This is a genomic window from Frankia sp. CgMI4, assembly GCF_001756285.1.
GTDB classification, from domain to species: domain Bacteria; phylum Actinomycetota; class Actinomycetes; order Frankiales; family Frankiaceae; genus Frankia; species Frankia casuarinae.
On record NZ_MAQZ01000084.1, the window covers coordinates 1 to 22,201 of the forward strand.

Genomic DNA, 22,201 nt, shown 5'->3' on the forward strand with positions numbered 1-22,201 from the left:
GGTGCAGTGATCGGGCCGGTGCAGTGATCGGGCCGGCCCGCCGCGGCGGTGGGCTACGGTCATCGCGTGACCTCTGCCCCCGCTCAGGCGCCGGTCATCGCGGGTGAGTCGCTCACCCGCCGGCAGCTCGTCGTCGAGGTCTGGCTCGTGCTCGGGGTCTCCTTCGCCACCTCGGCGCTGTTCGCGGTCATCCGCTACGTCGGGGTGCTGACCCGGCCGGGCCCCGTCCGTTCCCAGGTGGCCCGGCTGAACACCTCGGCGGCGCCGGGACGGCCTTGGCTCGACCTTGCGCTCCAACTCGCCGACCTGGTCACCGGGCTGGTGCCAGCGCTGCTCGCCGTATACCTGCTGACGAGGCACGGAGGCGGACCGCGGGCGATCGGCCTGGACGGTCGGCACACCGGTCGCGACGCCGGCCGGGGAGCGGCGATCGCGGCCGGGGTCGGCGGGCTCGGCCTGGGCCTCTACCTGCTGGCGTGGCACAGCGGGGCGAACCTCACCGTCGCGCCCTCGGGCCTGCCGGACGTGTGGTGGCGTGTACCGGTCCTGGTCCTCAGCGCGGCGCAGAACGGCCTCGCCGAGGAGGTCATCGTCACCGGGTACCTGCTGGTGCGGCTGCGTGAACTTGGTGTCGCGGCCAACCGGGCGCTGGCGGCCAGCGCCCTGCTCCGCGGTTCCTATCACCTCTACCAGGGGCTCGGTGGGTTCACCGGTAACCTCGCGATGGGCCTGCTGTTCGGCCGGATGTTCCAGCGGACCGGCCGGGTGCTGCCGCTCGTCATCGCCCACGCACTCATCGACACCGTCGCGTTCGTCGGATACGTAGCGTTGGTCGGAAAGATCTCCTGGATCCCGGCGCCGCGCTAAGGTTACGGGTGGGGAAATAGAGATCGTCTGATGGGCATACGATGCGTATCTCAACGGTGTATCGCGGAGGCGGTGGATCGTTCGAGGACGTCAACGTCGGCGGGTTCGGGGCGCCGGAAGGCCATGGGGCGCCGGAAGGCATAGCCGTCGAGTGCCTGCCGCGGTACGGCTGGTCGGGGAGGACCGATGGTCAACGGAATCCGCGAGATCGAGCGCAAGTTCTCGGTCGAACCGACCTTTGTGCTCCCGAAGTTGGGGGAGGTTGCGGGCGTCGCCACCGCGCGCACCCGCAAGACCGTCAGCCTGGAGGCCGTCTACTACGACAGCGACGATCTCCGATTGGCCCGTAACAAGATCACGATACGGCGTCGGACCGGTGGGGCGGACGCCGGATGGCACCTCAAGCTGCCCGTCCGGGTGGGGGAGYGGGACGAGCTCCAGCTCCCGCTCGACGCGGGCGTGGGCGTGGGCGTGGGGGCGGAGGGCCCGCGGTACAGCCCTCCCGCGGAGTTCGTCGATCTGGTGTCGGTCCATCTGCGCGGCGCCGAGCCGCGGCCGGTCGCCAGGCTGCGGACACTGCGGACAGYGCGCCGACTGCGGGACACGGTCGGAGTCGACCTGGCCGAGGTCGTCGATGACCAGGTCTCCGCGCAGACCCTGGGGGAGACGACGGTACTGAGCAGCTGGCGGGAGATCGAGGTCGAACTCGTCAACGGCGGGCCCGAGGTGCTCGACGAGGTCGCCGGTCTGCTCACGGCCGCGGGCGCCACCCCGGCGGCGGACTCCTCGAAGCTCGCGCGGGTCCTGGGTGAGGCGCTGGCCGCCGGCCCCGGGCCGGACGTTCCTTCGCCGCCGCGCAAGCCACGACGCGGGACGCCGGCGGGCGAGGTGGTACGGGCCTACCTGATCGAACAGGCACGTGCCCTGCTCGCGGCCGATCCGCGGGTGCGGCTCGACGAGCCCGAGGCGGTCCACAAGATGCGCGTCGCCTGCCGTCGGGCCCGCAGCACCCTGCGGACGTTCGCGCCGCTGTTCCCGCCCGAGAGAGCGCTCTTCCTGGACGGCGAGCTGCGGGACCTCGCCGGCGCGCTCTCCGGCGCCCGCGACGCCGAGGTCCAGGCCGCCTATTTCGAGACCCGCCTGGCGGAGCTGCCCACCGAGCTGGTCGCGGGGCCCGTGCGCAAGACGGTCACCGCGCACCTCGGCGCCGGCACGGCCAACGGCCGGGCGGAGGCGTTGGCCATGTTGCGCAGTGACCGGTACTTCGCGCTCGTCTCCAACCTGCTCACCCTACTGCGGGGCCCGCTCACCCCCGCGGCGGCCCGTCCGGCCGGCAAGGCCCTCCCCGATCTGCTGCTCGGCGCCGACCGGAAGCTGGCGAAGAAGGTCCGTGCCGCGAGCGCCCTGAAGGCCGGCTCGGAACGGGACGAACTGCTGCATTCCGCCCGCAAGCAGGCCAAGCGGTTACGGTACGCGGCGGAAGCCGTCGCACCGCTGTACGGGAATGACGCGGCGCRGCTGGTCGAGCAGGCCCAGATCGCGCAGGAGCTGCTCGGAACCCATCAGGACGCCACCATCGCGCGCAGGCTGCTGGGGGACTGGGGGACGGCAGCGCAGGCCCAGGGCGCCCCCACCGCGTTTACTCTGGGTGTCCTGCTGGGCCTGGAGGAGTGCCGGGCACGCATGGCGGAACGAGACTTCTTCGATGCGTGGCCCGCGATCTCGGCAGCCCGGCACCGTCGCTGGATCCGCTGACCTGAGGCCGTGCCGGGTGGGCTCTGCCGTGGTCTGACCGATTACCTCCTCCGCGTCACCCATTCGTGCGCCACATCCGGGCCATCGGGCGCACGACCATCCGCCACGGGTCGGCGCGMTCGGGAAATCCCTGTCAGCTCGACGGATTGCGGGACGGGACGGGTGGAGCTGCCGGCGGCCGGACCTGCTGCGTTGTTCTGTGACCGGGGTATGAAGTGGACTTCCTTGCCCGGAGGACTCCCGCGAAGGCCTCCGTCCGTGTAGCGTCGTCCCTGGCCGGAGTTCGGCGGTTCGCGTCTCAACCGAGGCGCGGCGGAACAACGTCAGGGGCTCTTGCAGCTTCCTGATGTTCGGCCCGGGGCCCGCGCGGTGCGGGTCCTGACTGCACCAGCAGGGAGAACGGCACGTGGCTCAGGGCACGGTGAAGTGGTTCAACTCGGAGAAGGGCTTCGGCTTCATCTCCGTGGACGGCGGCGGTTCCGACGTCTTCGTTCACTACAGCGCGATTCAGATGGACGGTTACAAGGCACTTGAGGAGGGCCAGCGGGTCGAGTTCCAGGTGACCCAGGGTCAGAAGGGTCCGCAGGCCGACGCCGTCCGCGTCGTCTGAGCCACGAGAGACTTCAACGGTCAGCCCGCCCAAGGGTCCTCCTGGGGCGGGCTGACCGCTTCTCGACTTCTCGATCAGTTCGATATCCGACAGTTCGGTGGAAGGTATGTTTTTTCCGGCTGATCTCGATCGTTTTCTCGGGCCGGAAAGCGCGGGGCGTTCATCGGTTCCCGGATGGCGTGGTTCGCGGCCAAAAGCTTAACGCCTGATTAAAGGTACAGCCAATCCTGCACGAGAAGTTCGGCGATCTGCAGGGTGTTCAACGCGGCGCCCTTGCGCAGGTTGTCCCCGCAGAGGAACAGCGCGACCTCGTGCGGGTCGTCCGGCGACTGCCGGATTCGGCCGACCCAGGTCGGGTCCGTTCCGACGACGTCGGCCGGGGTCGGGAACTCGCCGGCTGACGGATCGTCGACGACGGCGACGCCGGGAGCGTTCAGCAGCACCGTGCGCGCCTCGTCCGCGGTCACCGGCCGGGTGAAGCGGGCGTGCACCGCGACCGCGTGCGTGGTGATGACCRGCACCCGCACACAGGTAGCCGACACCCGCAGATCCGGGATACCCAGGATCTTGCGGGACTCGTTGCGGACCTTGAACTCTTCCGAGGACCAGCCGCCGTCCTTCAGTGAACCGGCCCAGGGCACGACGTTGAGCGCCAGCGGCGCCGGGAAGGGGCCGAGGCCGTCCTCACCGATGGCCTTACGCACGTCACCGGCGGTCCGCCCCAGCTCGCGGGTGCCACCGACGACGGTGAGCTGGTCGTAGAGGGCGTCGATGCCGGCCTGCCCGGCGCCGCTCGCGGCCTGGTAGGAGGCCGCGAACATCGACTCCAGCCCAAACGCCCGGTGCAGAGCGCCGACCGCAACGATCATCGACAGGGTGGTGCAGTTCGGGTTCGCGATGATGCCCCGCGGCCGCGTGGGGATCTGGTCGGCGTTCACCTCCGGCACGACCAGCGGCACGTCGGCGTCCATCCGGAACGCGCCGGAGTTGTCGACCGCGACCGCGCCGTGGGCCGCCGCTACCGGTGCCCACCGGGCGGAGACCTCGTCGGGAACGTCGAACACGGCCACGTCCACGCCGTCGAAGACCTCCGGTGCCAGGGCCTGGACGACGACGTCCGCGCCGCGCACCCGTACCGTCCGTCCCGCGGATCGGGCCGAGGCGATCGGCCGGATCTCTCCCCAGATGCCGGGGCGTTCGTCGAGCAGCGACAGCATCACCGTGCCGACCGCGCCGGTCGCCCCCACCACTGCGAGCGTCGGTCGCCGGCCCGCCTCGTTGCTCGTCACGATCCATCCTCCTGATTCGCCACTGTGCCGCCGCGGCGTGTCCAGCTGCCGCGGTGTGCCGCCGTCTCGAGGACCCACGACGTCGCCAACGTCATCGTCCGGTTCCCGCGTACACGATCGCCCCGCCGTTCGGGTCACCCAGGTCGAAGGCGCCGTGCACGGCCCGCACGGCGAGCGGGAGGTCGGTGTCGCGCACCACTACTGAGATGCGAATCTCAGAGGTGGAGATGATCTCGACGTTGACCCCCGCGTCGGCGAGGGAGYCGAAGAACCGGGCGGACACCCCCGGGTGCGACTTCATCCCCGCGCCGATCAGCGACAGCTTGCCGATGTGGTCGTCGTAGAGGGTGCGCTCGAAGCCGATCTCGCTTTGGACCTTCGTGAGCGCGGTGAGCGCGGTACGTCCATCCGCCTTGGGCAGGGTGAACGAGATATCCGTCCGCCCCGACCCGGCGACCGAGCCGACCTGAACGATCATGTCCAGGTTGACGTCGGTGTCCGCCACGGCCCGGAACACCGCCGCCGCCACCCCGGGCTTGTCYGGGCATCCGACGACCGTCACCTTCGCCTCGCTGAGGTCGTGCGCGACCCCACGGATGATGGCCTGTTCCACGAGCTGTTCCTCCGGAATCTCGGTGACCCACGTGCCCGGCTTCGCAGAGAAGGACGATCGGACATGCACGGGGACGCTGTAACGGCGGGCGTACTCGACGCACCTCAGCATGAGGACCTTCGCGCCGCACGCCRCCATCTCCAGCATCTCCTCATAAGAGATCGTGTCGATGCGGCGGGCGTCGGGGACGATGCGCGGGTCGGCGGTGAACACGCCGTCTACATCGGTGTAGATCTCGCAGGCGTCCGCTCCCAGCGCGGCAGCGAGCGCCACCGCGGTCGTGTCCGAGCCGCCTCGACCGAGCGTGGTGATGTCCTTCGTGTCCTGGCTCACACCCTGGAAGCCCGCGACGATCGCGATGGCGCCGGAGTCMAGGGCGGCGCGGATCCGCCCGGGGGTAACGTCGATGATGCGCGCCTTGCCGTGCACCGAGTCGGTGATGACTCCGGCCTGGGAGCCGGTGAACGAGCGGGCTTCGGCGCCGAGGGTGGTGATCGCCATGGCCAGCAGCGCCATCGAGATTCGCTCACCGGCGGTGAGCAGCATGTCGAGCTCCCGGGCGGGCGGAAGCGGCGAGACCTGTTCGGCCAGATCGAGAAGTTCGTCGGTGGTGTCACCCATCGCGCTGACCACCACGACGACGTCGTTGCCGGCCCGCCGGTTCTCCACGATTCGCTCAGCGACTCGTTTGATGCGGTCCGCGTCGGCAACGGAGGACCCACCGAACTTCGCGACCAAGAGCGCCATGGCAGCCAGGTTACCGAGCGCGGCCGCTGACCGAGCGCGGCCGCCCGTCGCCCTTGYTCGGCGGCCTTGCCCGGATCTGGTCCGGTGTCCCTTTTCCGCCGCCGGGACGATGTCGCCCCGGCGACGGGGTGCTGGGCGTATTCCTTCCGGTGTGCCAGGGTGATGACATCCGCACGACCGGCTCACCCGTATGACCGACTCACCCGTACGACCGGCTCACCCGTATGACCGACTGCGACGCACGCGGTCCACGCGATGGTCCCCGACGCCGAGGACCAGCTCAGGAAGGACGATCCTCAATGGCAGTCAGCCTTGCCAAGGGCGGCAACGTCAGCCTCACGAAGCAGGCCGCCGAGGCCGGCACCCCCCAGCTCACCGCGTTGAACGTCGGGCTCGGATGGGACGCCCRCACGACCACCGGGACCGATTTCGACCTGGACGYCTCTGCCATCGGCGTCCGGGCGGACGGCAAGGTCCTCAACGACGGCTACTTCGTCTTCTTCAACAACCTCGCGTCCCCCGAGGGGGCGATCACGCTCACCGGTGACAACCTGACCGGACAGGGAGAGGGGGACGACGAGTCCGTTATCATCAACCTTGCACTGGTTCCAGTCGACATTGACCGGATTATCGTTCCGGTTTCCATCTACGACGCGGTGAACCGGAACCAGAACTTCGGCCAGGTGCGCAACGCCTACATCCGCGTGGTCGACCAGGGCGGAAACGAGCTGGTCCGCTACGATTTGTCCGAGGACTACTCCACCGAAACCGTCGTCATCTTCGGTGAGGTCTACCGCAACGGCGCCGACTGGAAGTTCCGCGCCGTCGGCCAGGGCCACAATGACCTTGGTGGTCTGGCTCGTGATCATGGCGTCAACATCTGAGCTACCCGAGCGGATGCGTGCCTGGCAAGTAGTCGCTCCCGGGCCGATGAGCACCCGCCCGCTGCGCCCGGCCGAGCTGCCCGTGCCCCGGCCAGGGCCGGGCCAGGTTCGGGTCCACGTCGACGCCTGCGGAGTCTGCCGTACCGATCTGCACCTCGCCGAGGGTGATCTCCCGCCGCACCGACCGCGCACCGTGCCCGGACATGAGGTCGTCGGACGGGTCGACGCGGTTGGCGAGGGGGTGAGCGGCGTGCGCACCGGGGACCGGCTGGGCATCGCCTGGCTGGCCTCGACCGACGGGACCTGCGGGTACTGTCGGCGCGGAGCGGAGAACCTCTGCCCGGCCTCGACCTACACCGGATGGGATGTCGACGGCGGATACGCCGAGTACGCCTGCGTGCGCGCCGACTATGCCTACCGGCTGCCCGACGGCTACAGCGATGCGGAGCTTGCCCCGCTGCTGTGCGCCGGCATCGTCGGCTACCGGGCGCTGCGCCGGGCGGAGCTGCCGCCCGGCGGGAGGCTCGGCATCTACGGGTTCGGCGCGTCCGCCCATCTCGCCGCCCAGGTGGCGATCGCACAGGGCGCCACCGTCCACGTGATGACGCGCTCGGCGCGGGCCCGCGAGCTTGCTCTGGAACTCGGCGCCGCCTCGGCGGGCGAGGCGTATGCCGCACCGCCCGAGCCGCTGGACGCGGCCGTGCTCTTCGCCCCGGTGGGTGACCTGGTGCCGGTGGCGCTCGCCGCGCTCGACCGTGGCGGCACGCTGTCCATCGCGGGCATCCACCTCAGCGACATCCCGCCGCTCGTTTACTCCGACCATCTGTTCCAGGAACGGTCCGTACGCAGCACGACCGCCAACACTCGCGCCGACGGTGAGGAGTTCCTGGCGATCGCCGCCGAGCACCGGCTCGCGGTGACCGTGTCGCCCTACCCGCTGTCCGCGGCCGACCGGGCCCTCGCCGACCTCGCCGCCGACCGGGTCACCGGCGCGGCCGTGCTGCTGCCCTGACCGTTTTGCCTGTCCTGTCGGTGCCGGGCCTTCCTGCCGATGCCGGCCCTTCCGGATCTGGTTCGTAGATCCGGAAGGGCCCGGGATCCGGAAGGGCCCGGAGGTTTGGCGACCTTGCCGGGGGATGCGCGCTGAGCTTCCGCGTTCAGTCGCCGCGGGTCGCGAGTCGGCGCAGGAGCAGGGTGCCCGCGGTGGTCAGTACGGCGGCCGTCGCAATCTCGCGCGRCAGGCGGTGTCGGGCCTCGTTCTGGATCGCTTCGTGGAAAYGGTCGAACCGGCTCGGCMAGGGACTCACCCCGACGAAGTACCGGCCCACCTTGTCGGTGTCCGGTAGGCAGGCACCGGTCATGCCGGCGAGGACGGCGAGTCGGCGCCCGGCGGGGGCGGACGCCGTCAACAAGGCCATGGCCGCGAGTCCCGCCACGCCGTCCTTGCGTGCGATCGGCAACCATTCCGGCTCGGTGTTCGGACCCGTTYCCCAGTGGGGCAACGCGTCCATGACCAGGTGTGAGACGAAGCCGGCGGCGAGGGCGGACACCGGGTGCCGGATCGCCATGCCCACGAAAGCGCCCGCCCCGACATGTGAACTGATGATCATGCTTCAGGACCTCCTGGTGGCAGACGGACGGCAGAGCGTTCGCCGGGTACCCCCTACCCTGACGTCCCGATTGGAGGATGCGTACCGCGGGGTGATGGTGGGGCCTTCCGGTGGTCACCATCAGTGGTCGCCCGGTGGTCTCCGTGTTTGGGGGCGCGGGTACCACCGCTCCCGGGATCGGATCCGGGTGTCCGATGCTCGCGCGAAGGTGCGCGCGGACGCCGTCCCACCTTTCTCTGGATGCTCTTGCTGCCGCCCGTCTCGATGCGTTCGTCGATGCTCCGGCCGATTCCCACGCCGACGCGCGAGCCGACGAATTCGTCGAATGCCCGCGCAGATGCTCGGGCGAATGCGCATCATGGGTAGATCGGCGCGCCTCGTAGCATCTGGGCGCGTAGCGGAGCGACTCGGCGGCAATCCATGGATGAAGGGCTGCTGTAGCGTGAAGGAGATAACTCAGAGTGATCAATTTTGAGGTTTGGGTGGCGTTGGTGCGGGAAGCTACCGGGATGTCCTCCGGTGAGGATGGCGGTTCGCCGGGCGGTCCGGGGCACCGCGGCGGCGTGGGTCCGGGGCACCGCGGCGCTGGAGACCTGAGCGGTGTGGATGGATAGGCGCGTCCGTGATCTACGCATGTGCCACCTACCAGCCGTCTGCGACCTGRCCACGCCGGTGCCGTCGGGGGTGGTCGTCTCCGTCGCGTGGCGGCTGGAAGGGGCCGGGCGGATCATCGGCGGCATGGTGCCCCGCGGCCATCCGGGGGCTGGCCCGCAGGGTAAACGGGTCCTGCACGGTGAGGGGATCTGGGCGGCCGAGATGTATCCGCGGGACCGGGAGATCGCGGCGGAGGCCGACCTCGTCGAGCCGGGTTCGGCGGCCCGGCCGGTCCGGCTGGTGGTGCACGGCTCYGACCGGGACATCATCGGCTATCTGGATCAGCCCTGCCTGCCGGCCACCCGACTCGCCCGGCTCACGACCGGGCTGCGCCGGGACGCCCGTCAGGTCAGGGTCCGGGCGGCCGGGCGGGTCTGGTGGCTACGGGCGACGAACGTCTTCGGAGTACAGGTCGTCCGGGATCCCGAGGTACGGATCTACCGCACCAGAGGATTACACGCCGTGTTCAGTGCCGAGGCCGACCACCTTGACGTCAGCGTGGTCCTGCTGGCCCTGGCCTCGATTCCCAGCTCGGCTTATGCCCCCATCCTGGGGTTCTAGCGGCTGCAGCGGCCCCGRCGGACCCGGTGGCGGACCGGCGGACCCGGTGGCGGACCGGTGGAGCCGGGTGGCTTCGGGGTGGGACCGGGTGACAGCAGGCCGGGGTGTCAGGCGCTGACGACGCGGCGTCCCTCGAAGGCGCGTCCCAGGGTCACTTCGTCCGCCCATTCGAGGTCACCGCCCATGGGCAGGCCGCTGGCGAGGCGGGTGACCTTCAGGCCCATCGGAGCGATCTGCCGGGCCAGGTAGGATGCGGTGACCTCACCCTCGGTATTCGGATCGGTGGCGAGGATCAGTTCGGTCACCGTGCCGTCCGCCAGGCGGGCGACGAGTTCCCGGATGTGCAGGTCGTCGGGACCGACACCGCCGATGGGATTGATCGCGCCCCCGAGCACGTGGTACCGCCCCCGGAACTCGCGGGTGCGTTCGATCGCCACGACGTCCTTGGGTTCCTCGACCACACAGATCGAGCTCGGATCGCGGCGGGGATCGGAGCAGATCCGACACAGTTCCGACTGCGCCACGTTGAAGCAACTCCGACAGAACTGGACCTTCTCCTTGACCTCGGTCAGGGCGGTGGCCAGCCTGCGGACGTCCACGGGGTCGGCGGCCAGCAGATGAAACGCGATCCGCTGGGCACTTTTGGGACCGATGCCGGGCAGCCGCCCGAGCTCGTCGATCAGATCCTGGACGATGCCCTCGTACACCGGTGCCGCCGGTTGTCAGCCGAGCCCGGGAAGGCCCGGGCCACCCGGAGGGGGGCCTCCGAGGCCGCCACCGGACAGCAGGCCACCGAGTCCACCGAGTCCACCGAGTCCGTCGGCGCCACCCGGACCTGCCGGGCCGCCCGCGCCGAGGCCACCGGTGATCGCGTCCATCCGGTCGGCGGCGAGCTTGTGGGCATTCGTGGTCGCGTCACGGACCGCCGCGAGGATCAGATCCGCGAGCGTCTCAGTGTCCTCGGGGTCGACCGCCTCGGGGCTGATCGTCAGATCGACCAGTTCCCCGCCGCCGTTGACGGTGGCGCGGACCAGGCCGCCGCCGGCCGTCCCGTCCACCCGGGCGGTGGCGAGGTCCTCCTGGGTGGCGAGGATCGCGGCCTGCATCTTCTGCGCCTGTTCGAAGAGCTGCCCCAGCGCCCCGCCCCCGGCGGAGGCCCCACTCCCGGCGCGGTTCTGTGGGTTAGACATGTCGATGAGCCTACGTCTCCTTCAACCGGACGAGATCTGTTCCTTCAGCCGGACGAGATCAGCCGGACGAGATCTGTTCGATGATCGTGGCACCCAGTCCGCTCCGTAGCAGGGACACGGCGGCCTCCTCGCCCCCGCGGGCCCCGCCGGGACCGGACGGGACGGCCTCGTCGTCGAGGGACGGCTCGTCCTCGCGCCGCGGACCCGGCTCGTCCCCGGCGGGAGGTGCGCTGGCAGCGGCGGCGACCCCGTTCGCCGGTCCGGGCGACGAGCCGTCCCGGCCCGTGGCGGACCAGGGCCTGTCGCCCTCGGGGCCGGGGCCGCCCTCGGGGCCGGGGCCCGGGCCGGTGGAACCGTGCCCGGCGCCGTGGGAGTCGCCGTGTTCGCGGGGGTCGCCGTGTTCGCGGGGGTCGCCGTGTTCGCGGGGGTCGCCGTAGCCGTCCGGGCCGCGGCCGGGGTCTGTCGTGCCGCCTTCGGTTCCGTCGGTGGAGCCGCCGTAGCCGTTCCCGGTGTCGGGGGACAACCCCGCCGGTCCGCGCATCTGGCCGGGCATGGCTCGGGGGGATCCCGGCGAGACGGCGCGGTTCTCGGCGCCGACGGGCGGATCCAGCCGCGGGCCCCAGGAGGGGCCGGAGGATTGTCCTGCCGGGCCGGCGGCCCGTGCCGGCGCCGGTGCTGGTGMCGGTGAGCGGGATGCTCCCGCCTGGCCGGTGGGCCCGGGGGCTCCGCCCGAGCCGGCGAACCCCGAGGCCTTGGAGGGACCGGGCGGGCCGGAGTAGCCACCGCCGCCCGGACCGGGACCCGCTGCGGGCCGCCCGCTGCCGCGACCAGATCCGCCCGCGGGAGCGACGGTGACCCGCCAGGTCCCGCCGAGTCTCTCCGCCAGCACCGTACAGAACAGCTCGGCGTTGTTCCCCTGCCCGAACATCCGGCCCATCGTCGGGGTGGCGAAGGCCAGCACGACCTCGTCGCCCCGAACGTCGGCAACGGTCGCGTGATCCTTCAGGATCGCATGCGTCTTCCGGCTGTGGCGGCCGGCGAGCGCGAGAAGCTCGTCCCACAGCATCCGCAGGCCGGCGGCGTCGATCCGCCCGGTCCCGGGCGTGCCGGCCGTGCCCGGAACACCTGCCGGGCCCGAGGGGCGATCACCCGACGTGAACGCGGGACCCGGCGAACCAGGCTGGGGGCCCGCCGCCGGTCGAGACACCGGTCCGGTCCGAGCGGATGCCCGGACTGCCAGCGGCATGGGCTCCGGGTCCGCGGCGGGCGGGTGGACCGGCGCGGGAGCCCGGCCGACCGGCAGCGGGGCCGGGGGGCCCGGCTCCGGTTCTTCCCCGCCGAGCACGGCCCGCCGTTCCAGCCGCTCCAACCGGGTGAGCAGCGCGGCCGGGTCGGTCGACGCCGTGGGCAGCAACGCACGGGCCATGATCAGTTCCAGTATCAGCCGTGGGCTCGCCGTCCCCCGCATCTCGACCAGGCCGTTGTGCAGGACGTCCGCCGTCCGGGACAGCTCGGCGGGGCCCATCCGGGTGGTCTGCGCCCGCATCCGGTCGATCTGGTCGGGGGAGAAGGATTCCAGCAGGCCGCGGGCGTCCGCGTCCGGAACGGCCGCCATCACGATCAGGTCGCGGAACCGGTCGAGGAGATCGGTCGCGAACCGGCGCGGGTCGTGACCGGCGGAGACGACCTTGTCGACCACGGTGAACAGGGCCGCGCCGTCGCGGTCGGCCAGCGCGTCGACGGTCTCGTCCAGCAAGACGCCGTCGGTCATGCCGAGCAGCGCCACCGCCCGGTCGTAGCGCAGGCCGTCGTCGTCCGCGCCGGCCAGCAGCTGGTCGAGAACGGACAGCGAGTCGCGAACCGATCCGGCGCCCGCCCGCACGATCAGCGGCAACACGGCTGGATCGACGACGACCCCCTCCCGGGCGCAGACCGACGCCAGATGTTCGCGCAGCACRCCCGGCGGAACCAGCCGGAAGGCATAGTGGTGCGTCCGGGACCGGATGGTCGGGATGACCTTGTCCGGTTCGGTGGTGGCGAAGACGAACTTGAGGTACGGCGGGGGCTCCTCGACGACCTTCAGCAGCGCGTTGAACGCCGCCGCGGTCACCATGTGCGCCTCGTCCACCACGAAGACCTTGAACCGGGCCGACGCAGGGGCGAAGAACGCCCGCTCGCGCAGGTCACGGGCGTCGTCAACGAGACCGTGCGACGCGGCGTCGATCTCCGTGACGTCCATCGAGGCGCCCGTCCGGATGCCCACGCACTCGTCGCACACCCCGCAGGGTTCAGGGGTCGGGCCCTGGACGCAGTTCAGCGAGGCGGCGAGGATCCGGGCGGAGGAGGTCTTGCCGCAGCCCCGGGGGCCGCTGAAGAGATAGGCGTGGTGCAGCCGACCGGTGCGCAGGGCCTTGCGCAGCGCGTCGGTCACGTGCTCCTGGCCGACGACCTGAGCGAACGTCGCGGGACGGTAGCGGTTGTACAACGCTGTGCTCACTGACCTGCTCCGCGTGCTCGACGAGACGATCGGCGAAACGAGAGGACCCCCCGCACACCCGCCAGAGCCCGCTTACCCTTGCTGCCTTCCGGCCCTGGGGGGGTTCACGAGGGTAACGCCGCACGAGGGGTCTGCTGTGCAGTCTAGCCCGTGATGGACGATCATGAATTCCGAGGTCTGCCGGGCGGCACGGCGGCAGGCCCGGCGCCCGGCCCCGCAACGATCAGATAGTCTCATCCACGGAGGATTCGCCTAGTGGCCTAGGGCGCACGCTTGGAAAGCGTGTTGGGGGCAACCCCTCGCGAGTTCGAATCTCGCATCCTCCGCCGTTTCGCTGTATTCCGGCAATTATGATCAAGGCTCCTGACCTGGGCGGATTCCGGGTCGGACACAGGGTCACCATCCTCCGATGATCGTTGTGAGAGTCCCGTGAGAGTCCGGCGTGTGCGGGGCACCGCGGTAGCCACCGCCTCGGCGGYCCGCTGGCCGGACGACCGCATCAGGTGGACGTAGAGGTTGCCGGTGATCGCGGTGGAGCTGTGCCCGTGCCGCTTGGACACCAGCGTGATGTCGACACCGTTGCATGTGAGCGTCCAATGGTGCTCTCATGCCGCCTTGCCTCTCGGCGAGGCGCCCCGAGTCTGATCGGCCGAAGCCGCGCTCGGTTCCCGCTTCTTAGCCACCTGCCCGCTTGCGCGGGTCTTACGGTCGTCTCCACGGGCGTTTACCGTCTCCGACGCACTGGCGGCGACGAGGTTGTGCAGGTTGRTTGCGGCGTTGTGGTCGCGGTCGAGTACCAGTCCGCAGGACTGGCAGGTGAACGTGCRCTCGGACAGCGTCCGCAGGCGCGCYCCGCGCGGCGATCGCGGAGGGAGGCCGGTGGTCTCCAACGTCGACCGCGCTCGACCGGTACACCCGGCAGACCGACCTCCGCAGGAACCACCCGCTCCGCAACGTGGCGATCCGACCTGCCCCTGCACGACGTCCAGGACGCCGCCGGCCACGCCGACCCGCGCACCACTCAGCGGTACAACCGCGCCCGGCACCCCGCCTACGCCCTCGCTGGACACCGCGCCGGCTGACGGTCACCGCTGCCGTGACACTCTCTGAGCTCGCGGTGCTGGATATGCCCGTCCGTAGGCTCTGAGGAGGGCTTCCCGCTCCGCCGGAGTCGCGCCGCGAAGCACCACGATCAGCCCCAGCAGCCAGACACCGCGGTACAGCGCCTCGGGTACCGCGGTCATCAGAACGATCAGAAACACGGGGTTCCTCCCTTTAGCCAGACCACTCCCTTGTGGAGCGGACCGACCGAGGGCGACCCACATCCGTTCATATCGACGATCATCCGGCTACGGCAAATTATTGATCTTGAAACATCAAGATCTATGATCTTCTATTGATTGACCCGCTATGTGACTGAGATCACGCGATTGGGGGCCGGGGCTGCGGGTTCCGGGCCGGATTCCGGTTCGGGACGGAGCGGCGAATACGCCTTCCCGTCCGTGTCCATCGCAGCGAACACGTTGACCTTGTGACGGATCAGCCCGGCGCGGGCGTACAGGTCATCCATGGCTGTTGCCTTCCTGGAGGATCGCGATCAGGCGCGCTAGGTCATCGCGGGACATGTGCTTACGGAGAGCGGCAGCGACCGCGGTAGGCGAGGAGACGACGATCCGCGGGTGCYGCCAGCCCATTTCCCGCGCGGCGGCATTTGCGGACATCTGGCCACCGACGACCCTCGCGGCCAGATCTGCGGCCTCGGGATCCGTTACTGCATCTGCGCGTCGCACACCGACGCCGTGACGCTGCCCGCCCGCTATGGGCAGAACGGGCGCCGCCGCGGTCCCTATGGCCGCGGAGCACGCGGTAGGCATGCAGAAAGGCGCGGCTCAGACGTTCGTTCCGGACGTCAGTGCCGGGCGTTGCGCTGCCGCGACCGGTTCGCCGAGTTCCCGGACCGCCGGCATCGTTCCCCAGCGGGCATCCAGGGTGCGCCAGGTCTTCGCGGCTGGTCCGACGACCCACGAAGTCCGCTGGTCTCCGACCGCCTCCAACGCACTGCGCGTCGCAGCGGTGGCCCGTTCCGGGTCCGGTTCGGCCCGGTGCAGGTAGCTGCGGGCGAGGGCGTTGTAGGAGCCGCCGAGGTTCGCCGACCGGCCGCTTCCGAGGTAGGCGTCGACGGCGCGCTGCGCGAACTTCTCGGAGGCCGGGTCCCGCAGGGTGGCGAGGATCGCCGCTGTCTGAGCCACGGCCTGGCCTTCATCGATGCGGACCTCACCGGGCATGACGGGTCCGTTCCACAGGTGGTCCCACATGTCGTCTAGCGCGGCTCGCGCGGTCGACTCGTCGCCCCCGCGGGCGGYGGACCGCGATTCGCAGGCGGCCAGCATGGGCCGCGCGTAGGGGTGCGCGTCACGGCGCCGCTCCGCGGCCACGCTCCGCGCGCGATGCGGATCATTCCGGAAGTAGGCGAACGAGCTGTCCGACCGCGGCGACGCAGTCGGACAGGAGCCGGTCGCCGGCTTCCTGGGCGTGCTGACCGGCAAGATCGAGATAGGTGTCGGAATCCTCCTGCGCGCCGAGGTCGTTGGCGGTCAACGCGAGATAGATCGCGTACTGGCCGGCGCGGAGGTCCAACGTGGTCCGGGTCTTCCCTCRCACCCGGCGATCGAGCATCTGCTCGACGGCCATCCACTCCCGTTCGGCTTCGGCGGCGAGCTCGGCCGGCGGGGTGACGATGTAGGCGCGGGCGATGCGGTTGATGTTCGCCTCGATCTCCCGCAGCGTCGGGGGGCGATGGCGGCGGYGGCCGCGATCCGTCCGGAGATCTGGGCGGCAACGGCAGYGGCTCCGAGCAGGCCGACTGTTCGGCCAGGACGTCGAGCACCGCGAGGCCCTGAACCTCAGCGACGAGCAGGTGAAGATCCTCACCGAGGAGTGCACCCGCTACCAGGGCACCGCCGACACCAACGTCCGCCAGATGGCGCGGACCGTCGCGCTCGTCCACCACCTCCTGTACGGCGGCACGCTGCCCGCGACCGAGCAGATGGAGGAGATCGACCGCCAGCTCGTCCAGTGGGCGGCGCTCGCGCTCGAACTCGCCCGCGCCCAGGTCGCCGGCACCTACCACGGGATGAAGGCCCTCACCCCCGACCAGCTCACGCAGCGCGCCGCCCTCCACCAGGGCGGCGAGCTCCATCCCCCGCGAGCCCTCACCGCCCACTGATCCCCACCGCATCCACCCGCAAGGAGAACAAGTGACCACCACCCTTGCCCCACCGCCGATCGACCGGCTGTCGCTGGAGCTCACCGGCCGCTGCCAGCTTTCCTGTTCCCACTGCTACGCCGACTCGGGCCCGGCCGGCGGGCACGGGCCGATGACCGCGGCCGACTGGGCGGAGGTCATCGACGCTGCCGCCGAGCTCGGGGTCCGCCTGGTGTCGATGATCGGCGGTGAGCCGACGTTGCACCCGGCGCTGCCCGAGTTTGTCGGCCGGGCGCTCGACACCGGCATGACGGTGGAGATCTTCACCAATCTGGTCCGGATCCCGGATGGCCTCTGGCCGACACTGACGCGGCCTGGGGTACGGATGTCCACCAGCTACTACACCGCGGGGCGGCGCCGTCGAGGTGCACCGGGGGCGGATGTGGCGGGGCATGGCGGAGCAGCGCCAGTTCCTGCTCGACGCGTCCCGCGGCCGATATGTGCTCTACCTCGACGACGATGTGCTCTGCGAGCCGGCCCTCGTGGACCGGCTGCTCGCCGCCATCCGCATCCTGCGCTGCGGCTTCGTCGGCACCCCACCGCAGGGGCTGAGCCACGTCACGGACGTGCGGCCGCACGAGCAGAAACCCTTCGAGACYGTTACCGACGCCGCGGACGTCCGGCCGGAGCGGGTGCGCAAGGGCACTCCCGGCTGGGAACGCTGGCGGTTGCACAACGCGGCGAACCTCACCCACATCACCGCCGACCTCGCCCGTCGCGGCCGGCTGCCGGCGGGCGGCTGCCACGACCGCACTGAGGCTCCGCCGGTGCAAAAGTCACGGCTAGTGACCTGCGCCGGGTCGACCGGTGCCGCCGTGGGACGCCGTGGGCCGTGGCCCGCAGGCCGCGGGAGACCACGTTGTGCTGGGTGTTTCCGCTTCCGGCGGGYGGCCGCCCCGGCTAGCGTCCAGCGAGTGTGCAGTCGGACCGGCAGACGGGGCATGATCATGGAAGACGGGGCGTGACCATGGACGATGACCCGTTTCTCGACTGCCCACGGACGGATCATGGTCATGGGAGGCGGGCGACATCCCGAAGCGCAGGTGCGGCATGGGCGACGAGTCCGATCGACGGCGGTTCCTCCGGCTGGCGGCGGGGGCATCCCTGCCACCCGGGCTGTTCATGGTCCGGAGCGGGCGAGTGATCCCGAGAGTGATCGCGTCCGAGGACGTCCTGAACCACATCGACGTCCGCATCGAGCAGATCACCGGGGCGTACGAGCGGACTCCGATCGGCGCGACGAGCGTGTACCTACGCCGGCATCTGCCGGCCGTCCGCTCCCTGCTCGCCGAGGGCGGGCACCCGACCGCCGTCGACGCCCGCCTGCACCGCGCCGCCGGCCGCCTGGCCGCCCTGTGGGCCACCACCCGCCACGACCTCGGTGATATCCCCGGGGCGACGGCCGCGTTCGCCGAGGCGTTCGGCCACGCCGAGGAGGCGCGGGACCGGACACTTCAGTGCTGGGTTCGGCTGTGGCAGAGCTCCCTGGCCCGCAAGTCCGGCCGCCTGACCTCCGCCCTCGCGCTGGCCCGCGCCGCCACGTCCCACGTCGGTGCGGGCTCGCCGGCCGCCAGCCGCGCCGCGGCGATAGAGGCCCGTACCCTGGGCGCGCTCGGTGAACGGGCGGGCGTGCACGAAGCGATCAATCGTGCCTGGCGCATCCAGGGGACGCTGAGTCGCGCGCAGTCGGGTAACCCCGGGTTCTCGATCGACACCCTGCACATGCTGACGCTCGCCGAACTGTCCGCGGCAGCGTACGTCGAACTCGGCCAGCCGGACGCGGCATCGGTCTATACCGACGCCTCGGTGCACCATCTCGATGTCGCCGGGGCGACCGGCCTGCGGTCGATGGCGAGGATCGCCGCGGCTACAGCGGCCCTGTACCGCCACCACGTCGACGAGGCTGAAGCGCTCGTCACCGAGGCACTGGACATCTCCGAGCACCGGCCGAACGCCGTGATGGTCACGCGGACCCACCGGTTCCTCGCGGACGCCCGGCGGATCGCCGGGCGGCGCCAGGGCACGAACAACATCGCCGAACGCCTCGACACCTGGACGTTGCCGTCGTTGCCGTCGTTGCCGAGGTAGCCGTCGTTGCCGAGGTAGCCGCCGGTGCCGCCGGCGGTCACCCCGCGCAGGTRTCCTGGTAGGGCAGGCCGGGAATGTGGAAGCTCCACGCCGACCGGTCGAGCCCGCCCTGGGCCTCGTGGCAGGCGTACTCGACGACGCCGTTGCGGCGGAACGCGTCGACCGCGGCGAGCCGCCACAGCCGGACGRTGCCATCGTTGCCGCCGGAGGCCAGCGTCCCGCCGTCCGGGGAAAACRCCAGCGACAGGACGGAGCGGGTGTGCCCGGTCAGCGGCTGCCCGATCTGCCGCGGCGGGGTGACGCTGGTATCCCAGAGCCATACCCTCCGGCCAGATCCGACCGCGGCCAGGACCTGCCCGTGCGGGGAGAAGGCCACGGCCCGGACCGGTCCGGGGTCGGCGAGAAGGATGCTGGGCGGCCGGGGCCGATCCGGGGCGGTGACATCCGCCAGCATGATTGATCCGTCCTGGCCGGTGGCTCTGAGGCGCCCGTCCGGGGAGAACGCATCCCACGGCGTGGGGAGGGCCGCGGCGGCGTTCACACGCCCCCGCAATTGTGGCCGGTCTGGGTCGGTGACGTCCCACCGCAGCACCGTCCCGTCGACGCCGGTCGCGTCGAGGTTCCGGCTGTCCGGCGAGAACGTCACCGACGTGATCCCGCTGTGCTGGCCGGTGAGGGGCGGGTCGATCCGACGATGTTGACCCTCCGTCACATCCCACAGCACGACCGTTGCGTTCGCGCCGCCGACGGCCAGGATGCGTCCATCCGGGGAAAACGCCACCGAGGTGACGGGATCGCCGCGGCTGGCGAGTGGGTTCGGGTCCTCGGCGAGGGTTTGCAGCAAGTTCGCCCGGCTGTCGGCGCCCCTGTCGGCCTTACCGCCGGCCTCACCACTGGCGGCCTCACCACTGGCGGCCTTACCGCCGGCCGCACCACCGGTACCGGGGTCGATGTCCTCGGCGGCGATGGCGAGTCGTAACGCGCGCACCTGGTCCGTCGCCCGCGCGGCGTCGGCGTCGGCGAGCAGGGTGTGAGTGATCAGGGCGTGCCGCGCCCGTTCGGTGGTGCGCTGCGCCCGTTCCGCGGTGCGCTGCGCCTGCCGGGCGGTGAGGGACTGCCAGGTGGCGACCGCGGCCCCGACGACGGTGAAGACGAGGAGCACGGAAAGGACAGCGATGACCTGCTGGCGGCGTTGACGTTCGTGACGTTCCCGGCGGCGGGCCGCCTCGACGCGCGTACGTTCCTGGCGACGGGCTTCCTCGATCCGCTGGTCGCACGCGTCAATGAACCTCCGCCCGGCCGGTTTGAGATGGACCACCGGCTCCTCACCGGCGCGGAAACGCTCATAGGACTGCCACAGCGTCGTGATGGCGGTGGTCAGCCGGTCCTCGTCCCAGAGCGGGCCGTCGTTGTGCTCCCACTCGGCGGCGGCGCGCTCGACCTTGCCCYCACTGAGCAGGGCGGCTTCCCGTTCCCGGATGACGGCATCCAGTGGCTTCCAGGCGGTCAGCAACGCCTCGTGGACGACCCCGACGGCGGTCCCCAGGCTGTCGCTGGGGGTGGACAGCAGCCATTGGTTCACGAAGACCTGGAAGGTTCTCCGCAACGCGTCGGACGGCAGGTCCTTGAGGTCGATGCGTCGGYGGGTCCGCCGACCGGCCTCGTCGAGCGTGGCGAGCTCGGCCATGCCGACCAGGATCTCCTCCCGGCCCAGCCCGCTCGTCTCCACGGCGTCGTCGAGGACGGCGTCGGCGCGGCGGGCCAGCGCCCCCCRCACGCCACCCAGCTCGTGGTACCGGTCCATCGACAGGGTGCCGCCGCGGGTCTGGTCCTTGGCCAGCTCATGGAGCGTGAACGCCAGCAGCGGCAGCGCCTCGCCGTCCTCGGTGTCCGCGACCATCCTGGCGACCAGCTCCGRCTCCACGTGCAGGCCGGCTACCCGGGCCGGCTCGGTGATGACGACCGGCAGCATGTCCCGGGCCAGCGGGCGGAGGGGGAAGACGTGCAGGTTGACCCCGCCCTGTTCGGGGGGGCCGCTCAGTTCGGGCAGGGCGAAGACCTGGTCCTGGAACTCGGAGCGAAGCGCCATGACCACCCGCACGGGACCGGTGACCCCATGCCGCAACAGGGTCGCCAACCGGGCCCGTTCCTCTTCGTCCGATCGGGTGAACARCTCCTCGCCCTGATCGATGATCAGTAGCAGCAGGCTGTCCCGCACCGGGCCGGAGCCGGCCGTCAGAAGTTCCTCGGCCAGCCCCATCAGGGCCAGGTCGTCCTCCCTGAGCTGCCGGTCGATGTCGGTGACCGCCCACTGCTGGCCGACACGCCTCGCAGCCTGGGTCAGGGTGTGGGCGAGCTTGCGGACCGGGTCCCGGCCCGGCCAGAAGGGGTCGGCCACCTCCCAGCCGGGCTCGCCCGCCAGCTGGGCCGGCAGGCCGGCGGTGACCAGCGACGACTTGCCGCATCCGGAGGCGCCGACCACCAGTAGCAGACGCTGTTCACCGAGGGAGCGTAGCCGGTGGGTGAGTCGCCGCAGCTCGTTGCCGCGCCCGTAGAACACCTTGGCCATGTCCCGGGTGAACGGCCGCAGACCCGGGAACGGGGACCGGTCGTCCGCCCAGCCCAGCCCGCCGCCGGCCTCGACGCGCCGCAGCCCAATGTTCAGGTTGTCGGCCCACCCCGGATTCTCGTGCAGGTGAACGTGCTGCCGGTCCTCCAGAAGCGGGGAGGTGACCGTCGGCTCCACGCGCAGCGGCAGCAGCAGGCTGCCGACCTCGTAGGCGATTCCCAGTTCGTAGGCGCACCACGGGGAGGCGTTGTAGGCGTTGGTGATGACACAGACCACGGCGTCGGCGGCTCGCAGCTCGCGGTGCAACCGATCCTTCCACATGTCGCCGGGCTGGACGCCCACCCGGATGTTCTGAGCGAGGAACACCCGGTGGCCAAGAAGGGTCAGCGTCTGATGCACTCTGTCGGCCAGCTCCGCGTCGGAGCCCGCATGGCTGACGAAGACTCGTGCCACCATCGCCCCCAGGACTCGCCGCATTTGCCGCGCACATTCTCGCGGACATTCTATGCGCCGCTTGTCCTACCTCCGGCAGGCGGCATGGATACTCGTCGGCGCCCGGYCGCAACCGGTCCCGTCGGCGCCCTGGAACGATCCCGCCGCATCGCCGCGAGATATCACCAGAAGGGCCGGGACGGCAACCTCGTCGCGTCGAAAAAATGTACTTTACCCGTTATCAAATTTCCGGTGTACGGAAAGTAAAGGGGGAATGGCTGGATGGTTGTGGCTGCCCCCTTTTGCGCTGTTCCCGTGCCTCCGGCACGTTTCTTACTGCAACGATCACACGATTAACGATCGTACGGTTATTGTGTGGTTATTGCACAGAGATTGCTTGTTTATTGGGGTGGCGTTGAATCGGGTCCGCCGAACGTGGACCGTCCACTGGTTCCCGGGCCCGATGTGGCTYCTCTGGTACGTGGATCGGCGGTGAGGTGGCCTGATMGGCACGGACAGCCGGCCCGGTCCGCGCCGATCGGTTGCGAACCCCGTGCGGGGGGATGGTGG

Annotated in this window: 18 protein-coding genes, 1 tRNA gene, 1 other RNA gene and 3 pseudogenes; 12 read left to right on the forward strand and 11 right to left on the reverse strand. The window is 70.7% G+C overall.

Annotated elements, in window-relative coordinates; all coding sequences use genetic code 11:
- Positions 1-66 precede the first annotated feature (66 nt).
- From Manayef4_RS15715 to Manayef4_RS15725, 3 genes are all read left to right on the forward strand, one after another.
- Entirely contained in the window at positions 67-867 is an 801-nt protein-coding gene (locus Manayef4_RS15715) for a CPBP family intramembrane glutamic endopeptidase (protein WP_232234979.1), read from the forward strand.
- Positions 868-1,053: 186 nt separating this feature from the next.
- A complete protein-coding gene (locus tag Manayef4_RS15720; RefSeq protein ID WP_070132081.1) occupies positions 1,054-2,622 on the forward strand; it encodes a CYTH and CHAD domain-containing protein in 1,569 nt (522 codons plus the stop codon).
- 406 nt (positions 2,623-3,028) lie between these two features.
- Positions 3,029-3,232 carry a cold-shock protein gene (locus Manayef4_RS15725; RefSeq protein ID WP_009740954.1) on the forward strand — a complete coding sequence of 68 codons (204 nt, stop codon included), beginning with the start codon at positions 3,029-3,031 and terminating at the stop codon, positions 3,230-3,232.
- A 209-nt stretch (positions 3,233-3,441) separates the two neighbouring features.
- On the opposite strand, the gene Manayef4_RS15730 is transcribed toward Manayef4_RS15725, so the two are convergent.
- Together Manayef4_RS15730 and Manayef4_RS15735 are read right to left on the reverse strand one after the other, a co-directional pair.
- Entirely contained in the window at positions 3,442-4,521 is a 1,080-nt protein-coding gene (locus Manayef4_RS15730) for an aspartate-semialdehyde dehydrogenase (RefSeq protein WP_083282491.1), read from the reverse strand.
- A gap of 91 nt (positions 4,522-4,612) precedes the next feature.
- A complete protein-coding gene (locus tag Manayef4_RS15735; RefSeq protein WP_070132082.1) occupies positions 4,613-5,881 on the reverse strand; it encodes an aspartate kinase in 1,269 nt (422 codons plus the stop codon).
- Between the two features lie 299 nt (positions 5,882-6,180).
- On the opposite strand from Manayef4_RS15735, the gene Manayef4_RS15740 reads away from it, so the two are divergent.
- Entirely contained in the window at positions 6,181-6,765 is a 585-nt protein-coding gene (locus tag Manayef4_RS15740; RefSeq protein WP_070132083.1) for a TerD family protein, read from the forward strand.
- Between the two features lie 13 nt (positions 6,766-6,778).
- Positions 6,779-7,777, forward strand: coding sequence for a zinc-dependent alcohol dehydrogenase family protein (locus tag Manayef4_RS15745; RefSeq protein ID WP_011434731.1), 999 nt, complete (start codon positions 6,779-6,781; stop codon positions 7,775-7,777).
- Between the two features lie 145 nt (positions 7,778-7,922).
- Here the strand turns inward: Manayef4_RS15745 and Manayef4_RS15750 are convergent, their stop codons facing one another.
- The gene (locus Manayef4_RS15750; protein WP_070132084.1) at positions 7,923-8,375 is read right to left on the reverse strand and encodes a hypothetical protein; all 453 of its coding nucleotides are present in this window, start codon (positions 8,373-8,375) and stop codon (positions 7,923-7,925) included.
- Between the two features lie 606 nt (positions 8,376-8,981).
- Here Manayef4_RS15750 and Manayef4_RS15755 point away from each other — a divergent pair.
- Complete coding sequence (locus Manayef4_RS15755; RefSeq protein ID WP_070132102.1) at positions 8,982-9,590, forward strand: hypothetical protein; 609 nt, start codon at positions 8,982-8,984, stop codon at positions 9,588-9,590.
- A 107-nt stretch (positions 9,591-9,697) separates the two neighbouring features.
- On the opposite strand, the gene recR is transcribed toward Manayef4_RS15755, so the two are convergent.
- The 4 genes from recR to ffs form a co-directional block, all read right to left on the reverse strand.
- Positions 9,698-10,297, reverse strand: coding sequence for a recombination mediator RecR (gene recR / locus Manayef4_RS15760; RefSeq protein WP_011434735.1), 600 nt, complete (start codon positions 10,295-10,297; stop codon positions 9,698-9,700).
- A 15-nt stretch (positions 10,298-10,312) separates the two neighbouring features.
- Positions 10,313-10,780, reverse strand: coding sequence for a YbaB/EbfC family nucleoid-associated protein (locus Manayef4_RS15765; RefSeq protein WP_070132085.1), 468 nt, complete (start codon positions 10,778-10,780; stop codon positions 10,313-10,315).
- Between the two features lie 58 nt (positions 10,781-10,838).
- Entirely contained in the window at positions 10,839-13,277 is a 2,439-nt protein-coding gene (locus Manayef4_RS15770) for a DNA polymerase III subunit gamma and tau (protein WP_070132086.1), read from the reverse strand.
- A 38-nt stretch (positions 13,278-13,315) separates the two neighbouring features.
- An RNA gene (gene ffs, locus Manayef4_RS15775) (signal recognition particle sRNA small type) lies at positions 13,316-13,412 on the reverse strand.
- A gap of 106 nt (positions 13,413-13,518) precedes the next feature.
- On the opposite strand from ffs, the gene Manayef4_RS15780 reads away from it, so the two are divergent.
- Positions 13,519-13,603: transfer RNA gene (locus Manayef4_RS15780), tRNA-Ser, on the forward strand.
- 279 nt (positions 13,604-13,882) lie between these two features.
- Here Manayef4_RS15780 and Manayef4_RS23200 read toward each other — a convergent pair.
- Positions 13,883-14,116: pseudogene (locus Manayef4_RS23200) on the reverse strand (zinc ribbon domain-containing protein); the annotation flags it as partial.
- Positions 14,117-14,224: 108 nt separating this feature from the next.
- Between Manayef4_RS23200 and Manayef4_RS26720 the strand changes: the two are divergent.
- A pseudogene (locus Manayef4_RS26720) lies at positions 14,225-14,359 on the forward strand (integrase); the annotation flags it as partial.
- Between the two features lie 807 nt (positions 14,360-15,166).
- On the opposite strand, the gene Manayef4_RS25055 reads toward Manayef4_RS26720, so the two are convergent.
- Both Manayef4_RS25055 and Manayef4_RS25060 read right to left on the reverse strand, forming a co-directional pair.
- Positions 15,167-15,562: a hypothetical protein gene (locus Manayef4_RS25055; RefSeq protein ID WP_175443405.1), complete on the reverse strand. Its 396-nt coding sequence runs from the start codon at positions 15,560-15,562 to the stop codon at positions 15,167-15,169.
- A 169-nt stretch (positions 15,563-15,731) separates the two neighbouring features.
- The gene (locus tag Manayef4_RS25060) at positions 15,732-15,968 is read right to left on the reverse strand and encodes a hypothetical protein (RefSeq protein WP_070132088.1); all 237 of its coding nucleotides are present in this window, start codon (positions 15,966-15,968) and stop codon (positions 15,732-15,734) included.
- 61 nt (positions 15,969-16,029) lie between these two features.
- On the opposite strand from Manayef4_RS25060, the gene Manayef4_RS23210 reads away from it, so the two are divergent.
- From Manayef4_RS23210 to Manayef4_RS15810, 4 genes and pseudogenes are all read left to right on the forward strand, one after another.
- Positions 16,030-16,503: a hypothetical protein gene (locus tag Manayef4_RS23210; RefSeq protein ID WP_070132089.1), complete on the forward strand. Its 474-nt coding sequence runs from the start codon at positions 16,030-16,032 to the stop codon at positions 16,501-16,503.
- Between the two features lie 31 nt (positions 16,504-16,534).
- Positions 16,535-16,816, forward strand: a pseudogene (locus tag Manayef4_RS26080) (radical SAM protein); the annotation flags it as partial.
- Positions 16,817-16,922: 106 nt separating this feature from the next.
- Entirely contained in the window at positions 16,923-17,507 is a 585-nt protein-coding gene (locus tag Manayef4_RS24335) for a glycosyltransferase (protein ID WP_139140103.1), read from the forward strand.
- Positions 17,508-17,592: 85 nt separating this feature from the next.
- Positions 17,593-18,630, forward strand: a complete 1,038-nt coding sequence (locus tag Manayef4_RS15810) for a hypothetical protein (RefSeq protein WP_023840116.1) — start codon at positions 17,593-17,595, stop codon at positions 18,628-18,630.
- 37 nt (positions 18,631-18,667) lie between these two features.
- Here the strand turns inward: Manayef4_RS15810 and Manayef4_RS15815 are convergent, their stop codons facing one another.
- A complete protein-coding gene (locus Manayef4_RS15815) occupies positions 18,668-21,676 on the reverse strand; it encodes a TIR domain-containing protein (protein WP_254665682.1) in 3,009 nt (1,002 codons plus the stop codon).
- Positions 21,677-22,201 lie beyond the last annotated feature (525 nt).

Excerpts from the sequence above, each read along its gene's own strand:
- Manayef4_RS15810 (WP_023840116.1), top strand. The coding sequence starts at position 17,593 with ATGGGCGACGAGTCCGATCGACGGCGGTTCCTCCGGCTGGCGGCGGGG.
- Manayef4_RS15765 (WP_070132085.1), bottom strand. The coding sequence starts at position 10,780 with ATGTCTAACCCACAGAACCGCGCCGGGAGTGGGGCCTCCGCCGGGGGC.
- Manayef4_RS15745 (WP_011434731.1), top strand. The coding sequence starts at position 6,779 with ATGCGTGCCTGGCAAGTAGTCGCTCCCGGGCCGATGAGCACCCGCCCG.
- Manayef4_RS25055 (WP_175443405.1), bottom strand. The coding sequence starts at position 15,562 with ATGCCCGGTGAGGTCCGCATCGATGAAGGCCAGGCCGTGGCTCAGACA.